This is a genomic window from Methylobacterium sp. J-077 (genome assembly GCF_022829365.1).
In the GTDB taxonomy this organism is placed as follows: domain Bacteria; phylum Pseudomonadota; class Alphaproteobacteria; order Rhizobiales; family Beijerinckiaceae; genus Methylobacterium.
Genome location: NZ_JAKSYJ010000102.1, coordinates 241,130 through 262,330 on the forward strand (window position 1 = coordinate 241,130; position 21,201 = coordinate 262,330).

22 protein-coding genes are annotated in these 21,201 nt (G+C 66.8%); 10 read left to right on the forward strand and 12 right to left on the reverse strand.

From position 1 onward, the window contains the following. Positions 1-325: 325 nt before the first annotated feature. Entirely contained in the window at positions 326-592 is a 267-nt protein-coding gene (gene rpsT, locus MKL11_RS09625) for a 30S ribosomal protein S20 (RefSeq protein ID WP_243942564.1), read from the reverse strand. 276 nt (positions 593-868) lie between these two features. On the opposite strand from rpsT, the gene MKL11_RS09630 reads away from it, so the two are divergent. From MKL11_RS09630 to MKL11_RS09640, 3 genes are all read left to right on the forward strand, one after another. Further along, complete coding sequence (locus MKL11_RS09630; RefSeq protein WP_243942566.1) at positions 869-1,948, forward strand: hypothetical protein; 1,080 nt, start codon at positions 869-871, stop codon at positions 1,946-1,948. Between the two features lie 236 nt (positions 1,949-2,184). Next, entirely contained in the window at positions 2,185-2,712 is a 528-nt protein-coding gene (locus MKL11_RS09635; RefSeq protein WP_243942567.1) for a hypothetical protein, read from the forward strand. A gap of 176 nt (positions 2,713-2,888) precedes the next feature. After that, the gene (locus tag MKL11_RS09640) at positions 2,889-3,128 is read left to right on the forward strand and encodes a hypothetical protein (RefSeq protein WP_243942569.1); all 240 of its coding nucleotides are present in this window, start codon (positions 2,889-2,891) and stop codon (positions 3,126-3,128) included. A 67-nt stretch (positions 3,129-3,195) separates the two neighbouring features. On the opposite strand, the gene ccmB is transcribed toward MKL11_RS09640, so the two are convergent. Both ccmB and ccmA read right to left on the reverse strand, forming a co-directional pair. Then, positions 3,196-3,864 (reverse strand): heme exporter protein CcmB, encoded by a 669-nt coding sequence (gene ccmB, locus MKL11_RS09645; RefSeq protein WP_243942571.1) that lies wholly within the window; start codon positions 3,862-3,864, stop codon positions 3,196-3,198. Continuing rightward, positions 3,861-4,496 carry a heme ABC exporter ATP-binding protein CcmA gene (gene ccmA, locus MKL11_RS09650; RefSeq protein ID WP_243942573.1) on the reverse strand — a complete coding sequence of 212 codons (636 nt, stop codon included), beginning with the start codon at positions 4,494-4,496 and terminating at the stop codon, positions 3,861-3,863. The genes ccmB and ccmA overlap by 4 nt, the downstream gene beginning before the upstream one ends. 110 nt (positions 4,497-4,606) lie before the next feature. On the opposite strand from ccmA, the gene MKL11_RS09655 reads away from it, so the two are divergent. After that, the gene (locus MKL11_RS09655; RefSeq protein WP_243942575.1) at positions 4,607-4,789 is read left to right on the forward strand and encodes a hypothetical protein; all 183 of its coding nucleotides are present in this window, start codon (positions 4,607-4,609) and stop codon (positions 4,787-4,789) included. Here MKL11_RS09655 and MKL11_RS09660 read toward each other — a convergent pair whose 3' ends face one another. Further along, complete coding sequence (locus tag MKL11_RS09660; protein ID WP_243942577.1) at positions 4,790-5,563, reverse strand: RNA methyltransferase; 774 nt, start codon at positions 5,561-5,563, stop codon at positions 4,790-4,792. Positions 5,564-5,760: 197 nt separating this feature from the next. Between MKL11_RS09660 and MKL11_RS09665 the strand changes: the two genes are divergently transcribed. Then, on the forward strand, positions 5,761-6,975 hold the full coding sequence (locus tag MKL11_RS09665; RefSeq protein ID WP_243942579.1) for an NADP-dependent isocitrate dehydrogenase: 1,215 nt from the start codon (positions 5,761-5,763) through the stop codon (positions 6,973-6,975). A 120-nt stretch (positions 6,976-7,095) separates the two neighbouring features. Here MKL11_RS09665 and MKL11_RS09670 read toward each other — a convergent pair whose 3' ends face one another. The 3 genes from MKL11_RS09670 to MKL11_RS09680 form a co-directional block, all read right to left on the reverse strand. Next, positions 7,096-7,263: a hypothetical protein gene (locus MKL11_RS09670; RefSeq protein ID WP_243942581.1), complete on the reverse strand. Its 168-nt coding sequence runs from the start codon at positions 7,261-7,263 to the stop codon at positions 7,096-7,098. Between the two features lie 14 nt (positions 7,264-7,277). After that, complete coding sequence (locus MKL11_RS09675) at positions 7,278-7,901, reverse strand: acyl-homoserine-lactone synthase (RefSeq protein ID WP_243942582.1); 624 nt, start codon at positions 7,899-7,901, stop codon at positions 7,278-7,280. Between the two features lie 123 nt (positions 7,902-8,024). Further along, a complete protein-coding gene (locus tag MKL11_RS09680) occupies positions 8,025-8,714 on the reverse strand; it encodes an autoinducer binding domain-containing protein (protein ID WP_243942583.1) in 690 nt (229 codons plus the stop codon). 204 nt (positions 8,715-8,918) lie between these two features. Here MKL11_RS09680 and MKL11_RS09685 point away from each other — a divergent pair, with 204 nt between their 5' ends. Next, entirely contained in the window at positions 8,919-9,149 is a 231-nt protein-coding gene (locus MKL11_RS09685; RefSeq protein ID WP_243942584.1) for a hypothetical protein, read from the forward strand. A 257-nt stretch (positions 9,150-9,406) separates the two neighbouring features. On the opposite strand, the gene MKL11_RS09690 is transcribed toward MKL11_RS09685, so the two are convergent. Together MKL11_RS09690 and MKL11_RS09695 are read right to left on the reverse strand one after the other, a co-directional pair. Next, on the reverse strand, positions 9,407-9,844 hold the full coding sequence (locus tag MKL11_RS09690) for a DUF3429 domain-containing protein (RefSeq protein ID WP_243942585.1): 438 nt from the start codon (positions 9,842-9,844) through the stop codon (positions 9,407-9,409). 231 nt (positions 9,845-10,075) lie between these two features. Then, positions 10,076-13,291 (reverse strand): tetratricopeptide repeat protein, encoded by a 3,216-nt coding sequence (locus tag MKL11_RS09695; protein ID WP_243942586.1) that lies wholly within the window; start codon positions 13,289-13,291, stop codon positions 10,076-10,078. 293 nt (positions 13,292-13,584) lie between these two features. Here MKL11_RS09695 and MKL11_RS09700 point away from each other — a divergent pair, with 293 nt between their 5' ends. Beyond that, entirely contained in the window at positions 13,585-15,372 is a 1,788-nt protein-coding gene (locus MKL11_RS09700) for an acyl-CoA dehydrogenase C-terminal domain-containing protein (protein ID WP_243942587.1), read from the forward strand. A 4-nt stretch (positions 15,373-15,376) separates the two neighbouring features. Continuing rightward, positions 15,377-15,889 (forward strand): hypothetical protein, encoded by a 513-nt coding sequence (locus MKL11_RS09705; RefSeq protein ID WP_243942589.1) that lies wholly within the window; start codon positions 15,377-15,379, stop codon positions 15,887-15,889. 65 nt (positions 15,890-15,954) lie between these two features. Here the strand turns inward: MKL11_RS09705 and MKL11_RS09710 are convergent, their stop codons facing one another. From MKL11_RS09710 to MKL11_RS09720, 3 genes are all read right to left on the reverse strand, one after another. Continuing rightward, positions 15,955-17,235: an O-acetylhomoserine aminocarboxypropyltransferase gene (locus MKL11_RS09710; RefSeq protein ID WP_243942590.1), complete on the reverse strand. Its 1,281-nt coding sequence runs from the start codon at positions 17,233-17,235 to the stop codon at positions 15,955-15,957. A gap of 85 nt (positions 17,236-17,320) precedes the next feature. Then, positions 17,321-17,536, reverse strand: a complete 216-nt coding sequence (locus MKL11_RS09715; protein WP_243942593.1) for a hypothetical protein — start codon at positions 17,534-17,536, stop codon at positions 17,321-17,323. A gap of 28 nt (positions 17,537-17,564) precedes the next feature. After that, positions 17,565-17,807 carry a hypothetical protein gene (locus tag MKL11_RS09720; protein ID WP_279600391.1) on the reverse strand — a complete coding sequence of 81 codons (243 nt, stop codon included), beginning with the start codon at positions 17,805-17,807 and terminating at the stop codon, positions 17,565-17,567. A gap of 234 nt (positions 17,808-18,041) precedes the next feature. Between MKL11_RS09720 and MKL11_RS09725 the strand changes: the two genes are divergently transcribed. After that, positions 18,042-18,260 (forward strand): hypothetical protein, encoded by a 219-nt coding sequence (locus MKL11_RS09725; protein WP_243942596.1) that lies wholly within the window; start codon positions 18,042-18,044, stop codon positions 18,258-18,260. A gap of 599 nt (positions 18,261-18,859) precedes the next feature. Further along, on the forward strand, positions 18,860-21,201 hold a 2,342-nt coding region (locus MKL11_RS09730), incomplete at its 3' end, for a S8 family peptidase (protein WP_243942628.1).

The window sequence follows — 21,201 nt, forward strand, 5'->3', positions numbered from 1 at the left end:
AACAATTACCTACAGTTCCTTTAACAGTGGGACTTGTGGGGACGGCCCAGATTCCCAACCGCAAGTGTTGCCGGCCCCAACGAAGCCGCTTGCTAGAGTCTTGGCGAATCGGATTGATTCGCTTACGTCCCGAAATCGGCAGTCTTTGCTTGAACGCAGTTAGTTTCTGTTAAGCTACACGCCACCCCTAGACTCTGCAACGGGCCAAATTCTGGTCTAGGGTTAACGCTTCGCGACACCACCGATGGCGCGGATCCGGAATGCGGACACGAAAAAGCCCGGCGCGAAGGCCGGGCTTGGTGTCGTCCAGTGGTGCGGTGGCGGCTTAGGCGGCCAGCGCCTTCACCCGCGCCGCGAGGCGCGAGACCTTCCGCGAGGCGTTGTTCTTGTGAACGATGCCGTGCTGGGCCGCGCGCATCATCTCGGGCTCGGCGGCCCGCAGGGCGGTCAGCGCGTCCTGCTGGTTGCCGGTGGCGATCGCCTCCTCGACCTTGCGGACGAAGGTGCGCATACGCGAGCGGCGCGAGCGGTTGACCGCCGTGCGCTTCTCGATCTTGCGGGTCATTTTCTTGGCCGAAGCGGTGTTGGCCATGGAGTCCTCGTTCTCTTCGTCGGGCGATGCCGACGGGCCGGCTCAGCCGGAAATCGGTCGTCGCATCAGGTTGTCAGGCGATGGCCGAGACGCAGCGCGCGCGAAAGCGCGGCCCCTCGGCGAAGCGGTCTCTATAGTTAGCGCGATGCGGCGCGTCAACGCGGAAGATCCCGGCGCGAGCCGGTCGGGCCGCACGTCTTAGACCTTGACATTTTTCCTATGTTCTTGCTTTGTTCTCGCGGCCGCAGCAGGGCGTCATGGCGGGGCGGAGTCATCATGCGTGACGTATCTCAAGCGCATAGTGAAGCAATCATTCTGCGCCACGTTTTGGCTGGCCTCGCCCTTGAGACGAAGCTGATGCGCCTGCAGCGGCAGCTCCAGGCCAAAAATTGGGAGACGCAGCCGCGGGCGCCAGCGGGCCAGCCGAACGGCGGCGAATGGGTGCCGGCTCCCATCAATGCTCAGTGGGCCTCGTTCCAAGAGGATCGGCCCGGCGGACCGTCGCCCCAGGATCCACCCCCGCTCACGGAGAGCACAACGCTAGAGGATGGGACGCGCGTCCTGTCGATCCGGATCCGTGCGGGACGAAAGCCCTTCGACGAACAACACACCGTCACGGCGCCGGACGGCGAAAGCCGGGTCTTCGAGACCATCGGGGAAACGCAGACGGTTCGAGACGGCAAAACGGGCGAGGTCCTGTCGCGGACCACCTTTTCACCAACCGGTCTCGTCGCTGAGCCGATCGTCCAACAAGCCTTCGCCCCCGCGCTACCTCTGATCGCCGCCCCCATCATCGCAACCTTCGAGCTTGGGTTGCAGCTCCTGACGTACCTCTCCGCTCGTGAGGATGGGTACGGCACTGTTCTTGGGCTTACAGCACAAGAATATAAGTTGGGGGACGATCCGCAGATGAGTATGCCGATGTGGATCGGTCGGCTCAGCCAAGCTCAATTGGATGACGCCTGTCCAAGAGCTGGGGAAGTGCAGGCCATCGTGGACGAAGTAACTGCGCGTATGACAGCACAAGGTGGGTATGCAAATGCGACCCAGCTCGGCACGAAGATTCATGTTGAGATCGCGCGCATCATCAACGAAAAACACGATCCAAATTTTGTCGCAGAACTTATTTTAGCTGACCGCGATCAGAACGGAAGTTATATCCTTCTTGGCAGCAAGAGAGCCGATGTATTTGAAAGACCTCGCATCGATACCGTGTGTATCTACGATCCAAAAACCGGACAGAAGGGATGGACCCCGAAACAGGCCGTTGATTCCATCAAAGCGGCGAAGCGCGAATTTGTGGACGCCGTGCGCTTTATCATGATACAAGTGAGACCTAAGAAATGGCCCAATTAACTCCTGCATCAGCCGGCCAGATCCGAGCGCTGTCCTGTCCGTTAATCGATCGAAATTCAGATGTCGCTCTGACTGGTGGCAAATTTCTTTGCATTCAAAGTGTTGGTCATATAGCTAGACAGATTCGGATCTATGATCGGCCCAGCCGAGGGTACTTCACGCTCGAATGGCGACTCACGGAGCTGTACATCCGCGGAGATAAGTTCGGATTCGGAGGTTATGGTCGATCAATCGGTATGATCGGTCGATCACGTCAGTTCAAACCTGCTGGCAAGGGAGGTGTCTGGGATTGGGACGACCCGACAATCGTTGCCGATTTTTGCGGTCAGATCGAGGCCGAGGTCCTTCCGCTTCTCCGATCCTTAGATTCAATCGAAAAAATTGTAACTTTTATTTTATCCCAAGAAATGCGAGGCTATAGCTTCAACAAAGATCATATCTGGATGTGCCTCACAAACGCAGTGCTCGGCGAACTTGCGATTGCCAGAAAACATTGGGATCTGATTACCCCGAGCTTCAGGGAGCAATACGAGAAGCAAAAAGCGATCGATGGCGAGCCGATATCTGATTACCTCCGGAGCTGGGTTGCGGTAGGGGAGGCCCTGCAGACGGGCGATCACATGACTTTGGCGAAGCTACTCTGGGAGAACGAGCGCACCGAAGCACACCGTTTCAAGCTCGGCCGCCACTGGCAGCCCACGGCGTTTCCATTCCAGAAGGCTGTCATACCCATTACGGCCGCCAGTGGATCGGACCCACAATGATTGGCGCCGTGTGACGGCCCTCATTTCGATTGCGTCGAAGGCGGCCACAATCCGAACAGGAAAGACACGAGCGCGACCGAGAGATCAGCGGCCGAACAGTAGCGGTAAGCCAAGCGTTCGCCAAAGCCTCCCGGGTCGCCCACACGCCAGCATCGATTCACGGAGGAGGGAGGCGTATGGAAAATCATACCATCTTCGACGTGCTGAAAACTTTAGAGAAGGCAAACATTGCCTTCCGGCTTGCGATGGATCGGCCGCACACGATCAGGGTCGATGCGACGCTGTATGGGGTGCGACTCGAAATAGAATGCTTTGACGACAATCATGTCGAGGTATCGACATTCCGAGGTATCGAAGACATCGACAGGGAATACGACTATCTTTTAAAGATATTAGCCGACAATCCCATGGATTAGATTTCAGGACATTGATGCGACCATCTTCGGCCCGACCATGGGGTACGGAACGCTTGAAGGTCGTGGATCACTCCGGCCAGCGCAAAGCCGCCGCCGCCGCCAGAGTCCCGACCACGGCGGCGATCAGGGTCAGCGCCGCCAGCACGGCCAGCGGCACGAGAAACGGCACCGTTCCCCCGCTCGCCGCCTGGGCGGCCGAGACACCGAAGATCAGGCTCGGGATCATCAGCGGCAGCACCAGGACCGCGAGAATCAGCCCGCCCCGGCGGATCGAGGCCGTGAGCGCCGCTCCGACCGCGCCGATGAAGCTGAGCGCCGGAGTGCCGGCGAGGAGCGTCAGCGCGGTGGCGCCCATGGCGGTGCCGTCGAGGGCGACGAGCAGGCCGAACAGCGGCGAGGCGAGCGCCAGGGGCAGGCCGGTGGTCAGCCAATGCGCCGTCACCTTGGCGAGCACCACGCCTTCGAGCGGGACCGGGGCGGCGCTCATCAGTTCGAGGGAGCCGTCCTCCTCGTCGGCTTGGAACAGGCGGTCCAGGCCGATCAGGGTCGAGAGCACGGCGGCGAGCCACAGGATCGCCGGTCCGATCCGCGACAGCAGGTTGAGGTCGGGCCCGAGCGCGAACGGCACCAGCGCGACGATCATCAGGAAGAACACCAGCGACAGGGCGCCGGAGCCGCCGACCCGGCCGGCGAGCCGCAGGTCGCGGGCGATCAGCGCGAGGATCGCGCGGGTCACGCCCAATCCTCCATGTGCTCGGGCTCCGGCGCGACGGACGACTCGATGCGCAGCTCCGCCGCCCCGTCGAGGCCGAGCGCCTGGTGGGTGGCGGCGATCACGAGGCCACCCCCTGCCCTGTGCGCGGCCATCAGGCCGGCGAGCAAGGCCTGCGAGGCGGTGTCGAGGGCCGCGGTCGGCTCGTCGAGGAGCCAGAGCGGGCGCTCGCAGACCAGCAGCCGCGCCAGGGCCACGCGCCGCCGCTGGCCGGCCGACAGATAGCCCACCGGCAGGTCGTGGGCATGGCCGAGGCCGAGCTGCTCCAGGGCCTCCCGGGGGGAGAGGCGGGGCGCGCCGAGGAGCTTTTGCGCGAACAGCAGGTTCTCGCCGGCGGTGAGCGCGCTTTTCAGCCCGTCGCGATGGCCGACCGCGTGGAGGCATTCCGGCAGGCTCGCCTCCCCGACCTCGGCCACGTCGATGCGCCCGGCATCGGGCCGCAGCCGGCCCGACAGGATCGCGAGCAGGCTCGATTTCCCGGCGCCGTTCCGCCCGGTCACCGCCAGGGCGTCGCCCGGCCCGACGGCGAAGGCCAGACCGGAAAAAATGCGGCGCCCGGAGCGGCGGCAGGCGAGATTGTCCACGCTGAGCCGCACCCGATACCCCGCCCTCTGCCGCCGACGCGCGGCGCCTCCATGCCCGATTGCGGCCCGCAACGGAACCGTGCCGCTACGCTCTGGCTTTTTCTCCGGTACCGGAGGCTCCGATGAACGAGGCGAGAAACCCGACTGAATCCGAAGTCGCCACGACGGCGGACGCCGTGGCCGGCCGGGCGCTGGTCGAGGCGCGTATGGCGCTCTGCACGCCCGAAGAACAGGCGGCGTTTTGGGAGGCGGTCGGACGCTGCTTCGGCGGCGGCAAGCCGCCCGACATGCGGGCCGCCGACTGATCAGGTCCCTTTGCGCGTCAGGGCCCGCAGCGCCCCCCGGAAGGTGCGGACATCCTGCTCGGTCAGGCTCATGCGGTGGAGCATATCGCGCATGTTGCGGGCGATGATTTCCCGCTTCTCCGGCGGATAGAAGCCGGCGCCGTCGAGGGCCGTCTCCAGGCTGCCGAACAGCGCCACCAGGGCCTCGCGACTGGCCGGCGGCGACAGCAGCTCGCCGGAGAACGGCAGCGCCGCCCGCCCGCTGGCCTGGCGCCAGGCATAGCCGACCAGCAGCACCGCCTGCGCCAGGTTCAGCGACGGGAAGTCCGGCGAGACCGGGAAGGTGATGATTGCGTCGGCCAGCGACACCTCCTCGTTGGTCAGTCCCACCCGCTCGCGGCCGAACATTACCGCGATGCGCTGCCCCTCCCGGGCGACCACCTCGCCCATGGCCGCCTCGGGGGAAAAAACCCGCTTCATCTGACCGCGCTCGCGCGCCGTGGTGGCGAGCACGTAGTGGAGGTCGCCGATCGCCTCGGCGACAGTGCCGTGGATCGTCGCCCGGTCGAGCACGTGGGTCGCGCCGGAGGCCGCCTCGCGCACGCCCTTCTTGGGCCAGCCGTTCTTGGGGTTGACCAGCCGCAGCTCCGAGAGGCCGAAATTCGCCATGGCCCGGGCGGTCATGCCGATATTCTCGGCGAGCTGCGGCTCCACCAGGATCACCACCGGGGCGATCCCCGGGGGCACCTCGGTGATCTTCGGCGGCGTCTCGCTCTGCGGGTCTCGGGTCGTCATGCCGGCCCTCTGGCACAGGGGGTGACCGCCCGTCGAGGGCCGGGTGACGATGCCGCCCGGATGACAGCCCGCGCCTTCCGCTGCCGAAAGGGCCGCGCTATGTCGCCGGAGCGATACGGACCCGGCCGATATCCGGGCGGGCGACCGCACGGCCCTTGCATGCCGTGCGCGGGGACAACGCGAGAAGGCATCGGTCCATGGCGAAGATCAAGGTAGCGAACCCCGTCGTCGAGCTCGACGGCGACGAGATGACCCGGATCATCTGGGCCGAGATCAAGAACAAGCTCATCCACCCCTATCTCGACGTCGACCTGGAATATTACGACCTCGGCGTCGAGCACCGCGATGCGACGGCTGACAAGGTCACGGTCGATGCCGCCGAGGCGATCAAGCGCCACGGCGTCGGCGTGAAATGCGCCACCATCACCCCCGACGAGCAGCGGGTGAAGGAGTTCAACCTCAAGGAGATGTGGCGCTCGCCCAACGGCACGATCCGCAACATCCTGGGCGGCGTGATCTTCCGCGAACCCATTATCTGCAAGAACGTCCCGAGGCTCGTGCCCGGCTGGACCCAGCCCTTCGTGATCGGCCGCCATGCCTACGGCGACCAGTACCGCGCCACCGACTTCAAGGTGCCCGGCAAGGGGCGCCTGACCATCAAGTTCGAGGGCGACGACGGCACGGTCATCGAGAAGGAGGTGTTCAAGTTCCCGGACGCCGGCGTCGCGATGTCGATGTACAACCTCGACCAGTCGATCATCGACTTCGCCCGCGCCTCGCTGAACTACGGGCTGGCGCGCAAGTACCCGGTCTACCTGTCGACCAAGAACACCATCCTCAAGGCCTATGACGGCCGGTTCAAGGACCTGTTCCAGAAGGTCTACGAGGAGGAGTTCGAGGCCAAGTTCAAGCCGCTCGGCATTACCTACGAGCACCGCCTGATCGACGACATGGTCGCCTCCTGCCTCAAGTGGTCGGGCGGCTACGTCTGGGCCTGCAAGAATTACGACGGCGACGTGCAGTCGGACACCGCAGCCCAGGGCTTCGGATCGCTCGGCCTGATGACCTCGGTGCTGATGACCCCGGACGGCCAGACCGTCGAGGCCGAGGCCGCCCACGGCACCGTCACCCGCCACTACCGCGAGCACCAGAAGGGCCGCGAGACCTCGACCAACTCGATCGCCTCGATCTTCGCCTGGACCCGCGGCCTGTCGCACCGGGCCAAGCTCGACGGCAACGACGATCTGGCGAAGTTCTCGGCGACGCTGGAAAAGGTCTGCGTCGACACCGTCGAGGCCGGGCACATGACCAAGGACCTCGCGCTGCTGGTCGGTCCCGAGCAGAAGTGGCTCTCGACCACCGGTTTCCTCGACAAGGTCGATCAGAACCTCAAGGCGGCGATGGGCGTCTGAGGCGAACCGTTCGGTCGAAACGCGAGCGGCGGGCGCCTCGGGGCGCCCGCCGTTCTCATTCTAAGGTCTTCGAACCGGGCCGGAGCCGGCCAAGCGAAGTCGAGCTGCGCCCCTTCCGGATCAGGCTTCGGCCTGGCTATCCGGCGCACAACTCTCCGCCAAGGCCCGGCCGACCTCGATCAGCAGCAGGTCGATCGCCGCCCGCATCAGCGGATCGCCGACCGAATCGATCAGGTCGCGCACCGAGAGGCATTGCGTCGCGAGGGCGTCCAGCGGGGCATCGTTCATGTCGGGGTTTCTCATCACGCGGCCAGGTAGGCCGGCTCGGACACGAGGACGGACCGGCTGCTGCCGTGGACCGTGCGGAGCCGGGCCAGGGTGCGGTCGTCGAAGGCGGCGGTGGCGGCCATGATCTCCTCGCCGCCGATCAGGACCGGCAGGCCCAGCGGCTGGGCGCGGAAATGCAGCTGGATGACGTGGATCATGTAGAGGGTCGGCATCTGCAGCAGCAGGCCGGTGAGCCCGTGGGCCATGCCCCACTCGACGATGCCGGTGAGCAGCGCGATCGAGACCGGGTTGACCACCCGGCCCCGGGCCCGATGGGAGCGCGCCACCCCCTGGCGGGTCCATTCCCAGAGATGCGGGCCGGCGGGACGTTCGCCTTCGCAGAGCTGCGGATAGACGTCGGAGAGGAGATGCGGGCGGGTGGTCGGCAGCAGCCGGCTGTAGCCGATGACCCTGTCGCCCTCCATCGCCAGGAAGTGCACGGCGTGATCCGTGTCGAACTGATCGATCTCCCGTCCGTCCGGCCGGGCGAGATCGGTCCAGCCCTTTTCATCGACGAAGATGTCGTGCCGCAGGCGCCAAGCCTGCTCCATCGCATCGGCGTAACGATGCGCGTTGGCGGGGGTGACCACATGGATCATGAAACAACCTCACGTTTCTATGCCGTGAGTGTCTCGTCTTCGCGGTCGGGTGTGTACTACGTAAAACCGTAGGGTCGCAGGTAATGGCGACGCTTTATGCAACCATGGATTTCGACCACGTCCCTAGGTTATCAATCCTGCCCGCAGCGCCTGGGCGACGGTGTGCGCCTTGTTGACGGTGTCGAGCTTCGTGCGCGCCGAGCGCAGATGATAATCGACGCCCGCCGCGGTGATGCCCATCACCACGCCGATCTCCGCGTCGGTCTTGCCCTCCGCCGCCCATTGCAGGGTCTCGCGCTCCCGGGGCGACAAGCGCACCGGCTCGCCGGGCACCGGCCGGCTGTTCATCAGCAGCAACTGTCCGACGGCATAGGTTGCCACCAGATTGACGGCGACGCGGTCGGCCGCCTCGATCTCGATTGCCGGGCCGGAGAAGCTGATGCCGCCGGGCTCGCCGTCGAGGGTGACGAACGGGATCGTGAGTCCGGCCCGGATGCCGAACTCGGTGGCCTCGTTCATCACGCGGCCGGCCACCGGCGTGTCGGGCTGCACGGCGCTCCAGTCGAACGGTACGGCGCTGGTACAGAGCCGACGAACCGTCGGGTCGTGCAGGGCGTAGCCGCGGGTGACGTAACGGCGGGCCCATTCGTCCGGCATGGTGCTGGTCAGAACGAACCCCGCGTGGCGCCGGGGCGGCAGGTTCGGCTCCGGCACGATGCCGGCCATCACGTAGGAAATCCCGTAGCCCTTGAAGGCACCGACGAGCAGGCGCGCGATCTCCTCGGGCGTCGCGGCCCGGTCGAGATCGCGCAAGATGTTGAATGTCCTATCGAAATGCCTCGATAACGGCATGCTCGCCCCGGGTGTTTGCACGTAGCGCGACAAATCGCAGACCACCACAACCATAGGATGGCATCTGCGGCGGTTCGGCGATAGGTTGTCGGCACAACCTCTCCCGCGGCCGGGCTCTCCTTCGGCTTCGATGTGTAAAGCGGATCGGGTGCGAGCTTCGAGCCAATGATCGACGATGAAACGCCTTCGACCACGCGCTATCTGCTCGAGCGCATCGCCGAGACGCTGGACGTGCCGCCATCCTATTTTTTCCGCGTCGAGTCCACGCCCGTCGACCCGTCGGGGCCGAGCGACGCGCAATGCGAGGAGGCCACGTCCCTGTTCCGCGCGATCAAGTCGCCGACCCGCCGCGGGGCGGTGCTGAAGCTGCTCCGCGAGATGGCCAACGATAGCTGATCATCCTCCGGCTCCGAGAGCCGGCACTTTTTGCGGGATGGCGCGGGCAGTTCCCCCCGGACACGCGTCAACGTCCCCACCCGCCTCAAGGCGCGGGGGCATGGCCCAAGACACCCAGCCACGTGGGACGGGGGCTGCCGCTTGAACCCTGGTGTCGGCCAGATATGCGCGGGTTCCGACCCCGTGGCGACCCGCGGCATCGGCGTGAAGCGATCGGCCGATCGACCCGGCCGGAAACCGCAGCGGCTCCGGGCCGCTCAGGCGGCCACCAGCAACGCGGCGCCGGCAACGCCGGACAGGACGAGGCGCAGGCGGCCGAGCCAGAGCGGCACGAGGCCGCGGCGGGTGAGATCCTGATCGATAAGGCCCCAGGCCAGCACCAGCGCGCCGAGGATGCGCAGATCCCAGGGGGCCGGCGCGGCCATCGCCGCCCAGGCCACCAGGGACGGGACGATCGCGATGAGGTAATCGCCGTTGCCGGAATTGCGGGCCGCCGCGGCACCCCAGCGGATGCCGCCCAGAAACGACGCGATCACGGCCCCGTAGGCCGACAAAATCGTCCGCGGCGACAGGCCGATACTGCTCAGGCCGCCATCCGTGCCGGAGACCGCCAGCGCCGCGAAGCCCAGGAACGGGATGAGGCCGGCCACGCCGAGCACGAGCGCGCTGATCGGGACAGAGTTCCGGTGCGCCATCCATCCTCCGAGCCGCTGCACGGGCAGCGGCTACGCCTTCTTCAACGCAGACGCGTATCGCCCTGCTGAGCGATCCCGCATCGCGGCACAGCGGTCAAGCTGGGCTCAGGGCGGCAAAACACAGCAGGCGGCGGCCGGTTTCGGAGACAAGATGCTGTCCGATCAAAACCTTAGCGCCTCGTCCGGCCGTCGATGGCCGGGCGCGGTCGCGGGTGCTCGACTCTCCGGCCGCTACGACTTCCGGGACGGTGCGGTGAAGCCGGTCGGGTTCGGCGTGGGCGCGCCGAGCAGCGACATCGGCGCCGTGACGGCGTCCTTCGGGGTGGGCGGCTCGTTGACCGCCGGGTCGATCTTGCGCGGCTTGAAGGTGGCGGCGAGGCTCTTGGCGCTGGCGAGGTCGGCGGGGCTCAGCTTGTTCGCCACGTCGTCGCGCTTCTTGGCCGCGTCGTCGTCGCCCTGCGCCGCAGCGGCCGAGAACCACGCGTAGGACTGCACAAGATCCTGCGTCAGGCCCAGCCCGCGGGCGTAGAGCACCGCGAGGTTGTACTGGCTGTCGCGGACGCCGAACTCGGCGCCCTGCCGGAACCACGAGGCCGCCGACGCGAAGTCGGGCTTGCCGTTGGCGGCGGGGTTCTCGGCGTAGAGCACCGCCAGATTGTGCATCGAGCGGGCATGGCCCTGCTCGGCGGCGCGACCGTACCAGAGCTTCGCCTTGTCGAGGTCGCGGACGACCCCCGAGCCCTTCTCGTAATGGCCGGCGAGCTTGTACTGGGCCGGCGCGTAGCCGGAGGCCGCAAGCTTCTCGAACAGCTTCGCGGCCACGGACAGGTCGCGCGGCATGCCGCGGCCATCGGCCTCACGGGTGGCGAGATCCCAGATCGCCGCCCCGTCGCCGTCCAACGCGGCCTGTTTCATCTTGGCGAGTGCCGGCGGGAGTGTCCCGAGCTCGGCCTGCAGGATGTTCATGCCCGAGACCTGCGGCACCGCCACTTTCGCGTTCGCCGGACGTGATTCGGTGGGCGGCGGGCTCGGAAGGGCCTGCGTGGTCACCGGATCGGCGATCGGCGGCTTGGACGCCGAAGTCTCGGTGCTGGCCTCCTGGCGCGGCTCCCGGGCTGGCTCGATGCGCGCCGGGGCGACCTGGGAGGTCTGGACCGAGCGGGGCGCCTCGTCGGGGGCGCGCATGCTGATCGCCTGGAGCGCGCCGAGCGCCAGCACGATGGCGGCGAGCCCGAGCAGCAGCGGCCGCCGCCGGCGATTGATCTCGGCCCGCAGGCGCTCGAAGCGGCTCTCCCCCGACGTAGCCGGCTCGCCCGCGTCCTTGTGGGTGCGCAGGTCCCGGCGATCGGCCGGCGCTTCCGCGGCGAGTTCCGCCTGGGCGGCCTGGGCGGCACGCCGGGCCGCCGCGATGAAGCTGGTCTTGATGTCGGTCTCGCCGGCCTCCGGGGCCGGGCGGCCGCGCGCTGGCTCGGCGGAATGATCCCGCGTGGCCCGGCGAACCGTCGAATCCCGCGCCGGCCGCGGCTCCCGACCGGGACGGCCGCTGCCGGGCTCTAGCAGATCGTCGGCCAGGCGCGACGCCTCGGCGGACGCGGCCCCGCGGGTGATCTCCGGGCTCGTCGAGGTCATCAGGCGCTGGTCGAGGGACGGTGCCCGCACAGCCGCCGATTCGGCCGGGCCGAGCCGATTGACCAGGCGCTCGAGCGCGGACTGGACGCCTTCCAGGGTGGTGCCGAGACGCTGGTCCGACGCGATCTGCCGGGCCTGCATGTCGGCGAGGCTCGCCCGCAGCAGCCCGATCTCGCCGAGATCGGCGCTGGGGATGCTGGATCCCTTCAGGGTCTGGGCCACGGCATTGCGCGTAGCGCGCTCGACGGCGGCCTCGCTCGGTGCCGATTCGCGCAGCGCCGCGACCTGCTGCAGCAGGTCGTCCATGGTCCGTCCGAGGCCGGCCAAGGCCGGATCGCCGCCGCGGGGGGCATCGAGCCGCCCCGCGAGCGAGACCACCTGCTTCTCCAGGGCGTCGAGGCCCCCGTGTTCCGGGCGGCTGCCGACCTGGTCGACCTTCTCCGCGAGGCTCCGCAGCATCGCGTGGATCGAGGCCATGTCGCCGGACTGGGCCGCATCCGGCGCACCGGCGCGATCGTACCGCTGGTCGCGGGCGTAGAGGCCGTCGACCTTGTCGGCCAGCGTCTGGATCTGCTCCGCGATGGCGGCCGGCGCGGCGGTGCGCACGTCGCTGCGGATCTCCTCCAGGAGCGGTCGCAGGCTCGCATCGGTGTCGATCCGCTGCAGCTGCGCGATCTGGGCGCTCACGGCCTGGAGGCTGTTCGCCAGGCCCTGGATGCGCTCCGGACCGGCCAGGGCGCCGATCAGGCGGCGAATCTCTTCGAGCTCGGCGAACAGGCCGGCCAGGGTATGGCCGTCCGGACCGGCCGGGCCGGTGGCGGCGACGCTGTCGAGACGTTCGGCCAGACGGCGGACGTCGTCGGCGACGCGGGTATGGACGTTCTCGGCGACCTCCTCGGCCAGGCGCTCGACCTGGGCCCTGACCTGCTCGACAGGTGCCGCGATCGCGGCGAGATCGGTGCCGGCCTGCGCCCGCTCGATGCCTTGGGCGAGCGCGTTCACCGCCTGTTCGAGGGCGCCGACATCCCGGCTGGTCGCCAGCTGGTTGATCGCCTCCCGCAAACGCACGGTCTCGTGCTGCAACTCGGATACGGCGGCGGACGGCACCGCGATCTCCTCGACCCTGGCCTCCAGGCGGCGGGCGAGATCCATGCGCATGCTCGCCACGACGCCGCCGTCGGACTGACCGGCGGTGAGCGCGCGCTCGCCGACGCCCCCCGACAGCTCGCGCTGGCGCTGGCGGATATCCTGGACCGCGTTGCGGATCTCGGCCACGTCAGGACGGTTGCGGCGGCCGGACGGGCGTCCCGAGGCGACTTGCTCGCCGAGCTGGGACATCCGCCGCTCGATGTCGCCGAGCCGCTCGGTCACCTGCTGGACCGGCGTCGCCTTCAGGGCGCGCTCGATCCGGGTCTCGATCTCGGCCAGGCGCCGGGCCTCGGATTCTTGGGCGAGGCGCCGCCCCTCGTCCAAGCTCCGGTTGAGCCCGTCGATGCGGCTCATCAGGGCGGCGAAGCCCGGGCTCTGGGTTTCGGGACCCTGGTCCGAGCCGCGCTCGGCCTGACCGGTGAACAGGGAGCCGGCCGGATCGGGAAGGTCGTGGCGCGACTCGGCATCGAGCCGATCCTCCGGGCGCACGGCCTTCTCGGCGCGGGGGCGGCGACGCGGGCGTCGATTCCCCTGCGCGCCCTGCTGCTGCGGCACCACCGAAGCGATCCAGGTCTCGAGCGGGACACCCGCTCGCGCCGCGACGTCCCGGGCGGCGTCCAGCACCTCCGGGTCGAAACTGTCGAGCTGCGGCATGGCGTTGCGGGTCATCGGTGGCCTGTCGTCGGCAGCGTTCGGCGTTGATCCTGTTCGCGGGACGGGACCGGGAGACGGTATCCACGGAACGCGGGTGCCGGATCGTTCGAGGCGACCTTTAACTTTCTTGGTAAACACACGGTTAAGGCGAGGTTGACCCAGTAATCTTCGGCGCAGGCGTGCATGCCCCTGACACTTCCGGTGTCCGAGACGGCTGAGCCGTTGCTCCGGACGCGACGGCGCGCTTAGATGCTTGCAAACGGGCGAGCCGAACTCGGCGATCGGCCTCAGCAAGGGGGAACCAGTTCATGCCGCATTACCGCGCCCCGGTCGACGACACGCTGTTCCTGCTCAACGATGTCCTAGGTTTCCACGCCCGGGACAATCTGGCCGGATTCGCCGATGCCTCCCCGGACGTGGTCGAGGCGGTCCTGCGCGAGGGTGCGAAGCTCGCCGAGGAGGTTCTGGCCCCGGTGAATCGGGCGGGCGACCTCGAAGGCTGCCGCCGCGAGCCGGACGGCAGCGTGCGCACGCCCACCGGCTTCAAGGCCGCCTACGACGCTTATGCGAAGGGCGGCTGGATGGGTCTCGCGGTCCCGGAAGAATTCGGCGGCCAGGGCCTGCCGCACACCGTCAACACGGCGATGCAGGAATTCGCCTCCGGGGCGAATCTCGCGCTGGGGATGTATCCGGGCCTGACCCAGGGCGCGATGGCCGCACTCCTCGTTCACGGCAGCGACGCGCAGAAGGCGCTTTATCTCCCCAAGATGGTCGAGGGCGCCTGGACCGGCACCATGAATCTCACCGAGCCGCATTGCGGCACGGATCTCGGGCTCCTGAAGACGAAGGCGGTGCCGCACGGCGACGGCTCCTACAGTCTCACCGGCACCAAGATCTTCATCTCGGCCGGCGAGCACGACCTGGCCGAGAACATCGTCCATCTGGTCATCGCCCGGATCGAGGGCGCGCCGGCCGGGACCAAGGGCATCTCGCTGTTCGTGGTGCCGAAATTCCTGGTGAACCCGGACGGGTCGCTGGGCGCCCGCAACGGCGTGTCCTGCGGCTCCCTCGAGCACAAGATGGGCATCCACGGCAACGCGACCTGCGTGATGAACTACGACGGCGCCACGGGCTGGCTGGTCGGACAGGAGAATCGCGGCCTCAACGCCATGTTTGTGATGATGAACGAGGCGCGGCTGGCGGTCGGCGTCCAGGGGCTGGGCCAGTCCGAGGTCGCCTACCAGAACGCCGTCGCCTACGCGAGGGAACGGCTCCAGGGCCGGGCGCTCACCGGCGCCAAGGCCCCCGACAAGGCGGCCGACCCGATCCTGGTCCACCCGGATGTCCGCAGCACGCTGATGCAGATCCGCGCCTTCAACGAGGCCGGCCGCGCCCTGATGCTGTGGACGGCTCTGCAGGCCGACATCCTGCACCGGTCCGAGGATGCCAAAGAGCGTCAGACCGCCGACGACCATCTCGGCCTGCTGACCCCGGTGGTGAAGGGCGTGCTCACTGATCGCGGCTTCGCCAACGCAGTGGACGCGCAGCAGCTGTTCGGCGGCCACGGCTATATCGAGGAATGGGGGATGTCGCAGTTCGTGCGCGATGCCCGCATCGCCATGATCTACGAGGGCGCCAACGGCATCCAGGCCATGGACCTGATCGGCCGCAAGCTGCCCAAGGACGGCGGCCGGGCGATGATGACGTTCCTGGGCGAAGTCCAGACCTTCCTGAAGGACCATGGCGAGGATCCCGCGATGGCGCCGTTCACCCAGCCGCTCCAGGCCGGGCTGAACGACCTGCAGGGCGCCGTGATGTGGCTGATGCAGAACGCCTTCTCGAAGCCCGACAATGCCGGTGCCGGTGCCACCGACTTCATGCACCTCTTCGGCCTCGTGGCGCTGGGCTACATGTGGGCGCGGATCGCCAAGGCGGCCCTGGCCCGCAACGCCGAGGAGGCCTCGCCCCGCTGGGCGGCCAAGCTCACCACCGGCCGGTTCTTCATGGCGCGGATGCTGCCGGAGACCGGCCTGCGGCTCGCGCGGATCAAGGCCGGGGCGGAGACGACCATGGCGCTGGCGGACGAGGCGTTCTGACGGGATGGTCGGGAGCGCGCGCCGCTTCATTCTGACCGCCGAAGGGGATTTCGAGATCCGGGCGCCTCGCCCGGAGGATATCGCCGAGACGGCCGAAGCGCTGTGGCCGCAGGCCGGATGCGGGTTCATAATCCTTGAAGAAGATTGCCCCGACGGATGGGGAGACTACGTTCAGGCCGCGGGCGGCCGCGACGCCGAAACCGGCGAGAGTCGGATCACCGTGGAGCGGCGCGTGTATGTCCGAGATGGGAACGACGGACTGGACCTGCGTCGTCCGTTTCAGCATCTCGTCGCGGGGAAGCCTGGGCAGGGCGCGGCGACGCCCGCGCGTATCGAGACGAACGGCTATCAGGTGACCGTTCGGGCGAACGAGGTGTTGTCGACGCGTGACGTCGTCGCGATCATGACGGCATTCCTGCAGAATCGCGAATTGCCAGGCGCCTATCGCTGGCGTTCGAATCGCGAGGAGGTCGAGGAGATCGTCCGCGAAACGGAGGCTTGGCGCCGTCAGCACTGACGGCAAGCGACCGTAGCGGACGGACTTTCGCCCTGCCGCGAGGCTCTCGGGTCTCGGACGCCGCCTCAAGCCCGCAGCGCACCGTCCAGATCCTCGATCAGATCCGCCGGATCCTCCAGCCCGATCGACAGCCGCACCACCTCGGGCCCCGCCCCGGCGGCGGTCTTTTGCGCGTCGGTGAGCTGGCGGTGCGTGGTCGAGGCCGGATGGATCACCAGCGAGCGGGTGTCGCCGATATTGGCCAGATGCGAGAACAGCTGCAGGTTCGAGACCAGCTTCACCCCTGCCTCGTAGCCACCCTTCAACCCGAAGGTGAACACCGCGCCGGCGCCGTTGGGCGTGTAGCGCTTTGCCAGCGCGTGGTAGCGGTCGGTCTCCAGGCCCGGATAGCTCACCCAGGCCACGGCCTCGTGCTGCGACAGGTGCGTCGCCACCACCAGGGCGTTGTCGGAATGGCGCTGCATCCGCAGCGGCAGGGTCTCGATGCCGTTGAGGATCAGGAAGGCGTTGAACGGCGACAAGGCCGGGCCGAGGTCGCGCAGGCCGAGCACCCGGCACGCGATGGCGAAGCCGAAATTGCCGAAGGTCTCGGCGAGCACCATCCCGGAATATTCCGGCCGCGGCTGGCTCATCATCGGGTAGCGGGCATCGCCCGCCCACTGGAACGAGCCGCCGTCGACGATCAGGCCGCCGATCGAATTGCCGTGGCCGCCCAGGAACTTGGTCGCCGAGTGCACGACGATGTCGGCCCCGTGCTCGAACGGGCGGATCAGGTACGGCGTCGCCATGGTGTTGTCGACGACCAGCGGGATGTTGTGTTTTTTCGCGACATCAGACAGCGCTTTGATGTCGGTGATGACCCCACCCGGATTGGCGATCGACTCGCAGAAAATCGCCTTGGTGCGCGGCGTGATCGCCGCCTCGAACGAGGCCGGGTCGTCGTTGTCGGCCCAGGCCACCGACCAGCCGAAGTTCTTGTACGCGTGGTTGAACTGGTTGATCGAGCCGCCATACAGCTTGTTGGAGGCGACGAACTCGTCCCCCGGCTGCATCAAAGCGTGCATGGTCAGGAACTCGGCTGCGTGGCCCGAGGCCACGGCGAGCGCCGCGGTGCCGCCCTCGAGCGCAGCGATGCGCTCCTCCAGCACGGCGTTGGTCGGGTTGGTGATCCGGGTGTAGATGTTGCCGAAGGCCTGGAGCCCGAACAGCGAGGCGGCGTGGTCGACATCGTCGAACACGAAGCTCGTGGTCTGGTAGATCGGCGTGGCCCGCGCGCCGGTGCTCGCGTCGGGCGCGGCGCCGGCGTGGATCGCCAGCGTGTTGAAGCCGGGCAGGCGGTCGGTCATCGTCGGGTCTCCTTGCACCGTCGCGCCTGTATGCCTGCCCGGGAGCGGCGCGCAAGGTTCTGGCGGGCGCCGGGCTCGATCCCGCCTAATCGTCGTGCGACCCGCCGATATCGACGTGAGGCTGTCCGGCGTCGACCAGGGCGCGGTCGACCGCCTCGATCGCCAGCAGGGTCCGAGTCAGATCCTCGGCCATGGAGATCGGTGCGACATCGATCCCGCCGAGCCGCTTGGCGATAGCGTTCCGCTGCCGCGCCAGGGCGCCGCGCGCGCGCTTCAGGTCTTCGACCTCGTCGACGGTCATCCGCTATCCCTTTTCAGGCCCGAGCCGCTCAATCGCCGGGCATCCAGTCGATGGTCGGCCGCTGCGCGAGCATCCGGTTGAAGTAGTTGGCCACCGCCTGCGCGCCATCCGTGTGCATCATCGCGACGGGATGCGCGAGGTAGGCGCGGGCGAGATCCATCGGAATCTGCCCGGACTGGAGCGCTTTCAGCACCTCGTCGATGAACGCGTCATTGGCCTCGTTGAAGTCGCTCGACAGCTTCTTGCGGTCGTTGAGCGCGTTGATCGGCATGCCGTGTCCCCAGGTGCGGAATGTGGCCTCAACCACGAAAAGAAATCGTGCGTGATCGCGCAAGTCTTTGCGACACGTCGAAAAACGTCGGCGCGCGACGGCGCCGTATTCTCAGCGAACCGACACAAATGTCCGGCTCTTCGGCACCGTCGATCCGTGGGCGCAACTCCTGCGAGTGTGCGATTGCACACGTAAGTAATCGCGCGGCGCGATGCGTGGGAGCGGAAATCCGACGTGGCACGTTCATCTGCCATGTCGATCGGTCTGATACCCGCCCACAGCGTCGAAGTCATTCCCTGCGCGAGCGATCCACGGTGCTTTCGCTGGATCATCCGGGCCGGCGGCGGCACGGTGGTGGAGCACTCGCCCTACGCCTTCGTGACGCAGAACGGCGCACGCATCTCGGGGGAATGCTGGATCCGCGAGCATTTCGCCGACGGAACGCGCGGCTGAGCCCAGCGGCGGCACGCTCCCCCGGTGAAGCTAAGGGTCACCGGGGGGCTCCGGAACGGAGCGGCAAGCGCGGAAGCCCGTCAACGAAGGCCTGCTCGCACCTGGAACAGGGGCGGATCGGCTCCCACGCTGCTGTCGCAGCGAACGACTCGCGTTCACCGCCGGGCCCATCCCTGATCGCTGTTCGACGGCGCGCCGGGCTGACGCGATCAGGTAATCCGCTTGCCGGCCCAGATCCGGCGGCGTGGCATTTTGATCACAAAGCCTGAGGAAACATCGTCTCCGACGCACCGGGAGGCGCCAGCGATCGAGGTCGCCTCTGCCAAGACAGGCAAAAGATGTGCCAAATTAAAATTTAGCCGACAGCATCGTTTGGCAGGCCTCGCATGACGTTCTGATCGTTATTTCTGTCATGCCTTGAATAAAAATCATCATTTAATGGATTTATAGATCGCATATCCTTGCTTGCCTGTCACGTTCTTCGACTCTTATTCTATGAAAGCTCAGACCGTTCTCTGAAAGCAGTCAGGATCAACGGCGATTCACTGTAGGAGAGGACGATCTCGTTTTCATCCGTTTGGGAGATCGAGGCGTTGAAGATGCGTACACAGCCGTACATCAACAGCACTGCTTCCGGCGGGTTCAATCGTCGCCGGTCGATCGCGACAGCGTTGCGCCGATCGACCCTCGGGCTGGCGGCGTTGGGCGCATCTGTCTCGCACCACGCCATGGCGCAGAGCCTGGCCGGAACCGATCCGGCGACTTGGCGGACGCCGGAATACCAGGCGGATTGGGGCCTGGAGGCCATGCACGCGGCCGATGCCTACGCCGCCGGCTATACCGGCTTGGGCGTCACCGTCGGGGTAGTCGACTCAGGGTTCTACAGCGCCCACCCGGAATTCGCCGACGGCCGCGTCAAGCCGATTACTATCACCGGCACCTTCGGATCCAACGGCTTCTACTTCATGGATCAGTTCGGAAACCCGATCGACCGGTCACCGCGACCGACACTGTTCTCCAGCGGCCAGTCTTACAGCGTTCCCGGCACATACAATCCCGCCTACAACGATCCGCACGGAACGCATGTGACCGGGACGATCGGGGCCGCCCGGGACGGCGTCGGCATGCACGGTGTGGCGTTCAACGCCAACGTCTACGTGACCAACACCCAGTCCACTGACGAGATGACCTACGGTGCCAATGCGGATTATGCTTACTTCAAGAACGCCTATGGCATCTTGGCTGCGGCCGGGGCGCGGGCCATCAATACGTCCTGGGGAAATTCACCGCCTGCAGATAATTATAATAGCATCGGCGGCTTGATAAGTTCCTATAAGAACTTTCTAGGAAAAAAGACTTATTTCGATGCTGTCAGTGAGGTAGCCAAACAACACGACACTATATTGGTATTTGCCGCAGGGAACAACGCTTCCGCCCACCCCGATATACGGACCGTACTGCCCTATTTCCAGCCGGATCTCGAACGCAATTGGGTTGCGGTCGGAGCCGTTCGAAAGGGGAACGACGGCCGTTTTGATCCTGGCAGCGTCGCATTAGACTGGTATTCCGTAAAGGCCGGCGCCTCCAAATATTGGTATGTCGCCGCACCCGGCAGTGCGATCGTCAGCACCGTACCGCCTTCGACTTCGAAAGATGTCTGGCCGCCTGGACACTGGAACATCGATCCTGCGCACCAGACCGGCTACACGGCGGTGATGGGGACCTCGATGGCGGCGCCGCATGCCACCGGCGCGCTCGCGGTGATCATGCAGCGCTATCCGTACATGACCAACGAGCAGGCCCGCGATGTCCTGCTCACCACCGCCTATCATCGCAACGCGGTCGACGGCGTTCCGGACGCCAATCCCAACGCCCCCAACGCGATCTGGGGCTGGGGCGTGATCGACCTGAACAAAGCCATGAAGGGGCCCGGGCAGTTCCTCGGCCCCGTCGCGGCCAACCTCCCGGCGGGCACCAAGGACACCTGGTCCAACGACATCGCCGAGGACGCGCTGATCCAGCGCAGGCAGGAGAACGACGCCGAGGCCGCCGCCTGGCCGACGCGCAAGGCGGCCCTGGATCCGAAACTGAGCCTCCCAGCGCTGCAGGTCTCGATCCCGGCGACCCGCGCCACCCTCGACGGCATCGTCAAAGCACTGCGCAGCGGCCGCCAGGACGCTTTCCTCGACTCCGCGAAGGCGAACGACACGAATCCCATCGGCAGCAGGGTCTTCGGGGCGTTCCTCGATAGTCGCAGATACCGGGTTTACTGGCCGTTCGATAAGCTCTCGGGAGGACAACGATCATTTATCGGCGATCGGCTGGCTGAATATCTCGCGGACCCGAACAGCACCCAGTATGCGCAGGTCGCCGCCGGCATCGCCGTAGAGTGGCAGGCCGAGGTCCAACTCGAGCCGGGCCGCATCGCCGCGTTCGCGTCGATCCCGACCCGCGGCAGCCTGATCAAGACCGGGGGCGGTACCCTTACGCTGACCGGCACCAACAGCTATTCCGGCGGCACCACCGTCGCGGGCGGTACTCTGTCCGTGTGGCGCGATGCCAGCCTCGGCGCCGCCGCCGCCCCGCTCACCTTCGACGGCGGTATCCTCCAGGTCACCGGCACCGGCTTCACCGCCACCCCCCGCCCGATCACCTGGGCGAACGGCGGCGGCGGGCTCGACATCGCCGACCCGGCCAACAGCTTCACGCTGAGCCAGGCGCTGTCCGGACCCGGCGGCCTGGCCAAGCTCGGCGTCGGCACCCTCGCGCTCTCCGGGGCCGGCATAGGTGTTGGCCCCGGCCTGTTCCTGTCCGATCTGCATCTCGGCACGCGCGGCTGCCAAGCCGGCATGCTGCTGTCGTTCCTGAGGGATTACGACGCCGACACGATCTACCTGGTCGGCGACATCGTGGATGGCTGGCAATTGCGCTCCGGCTGGTA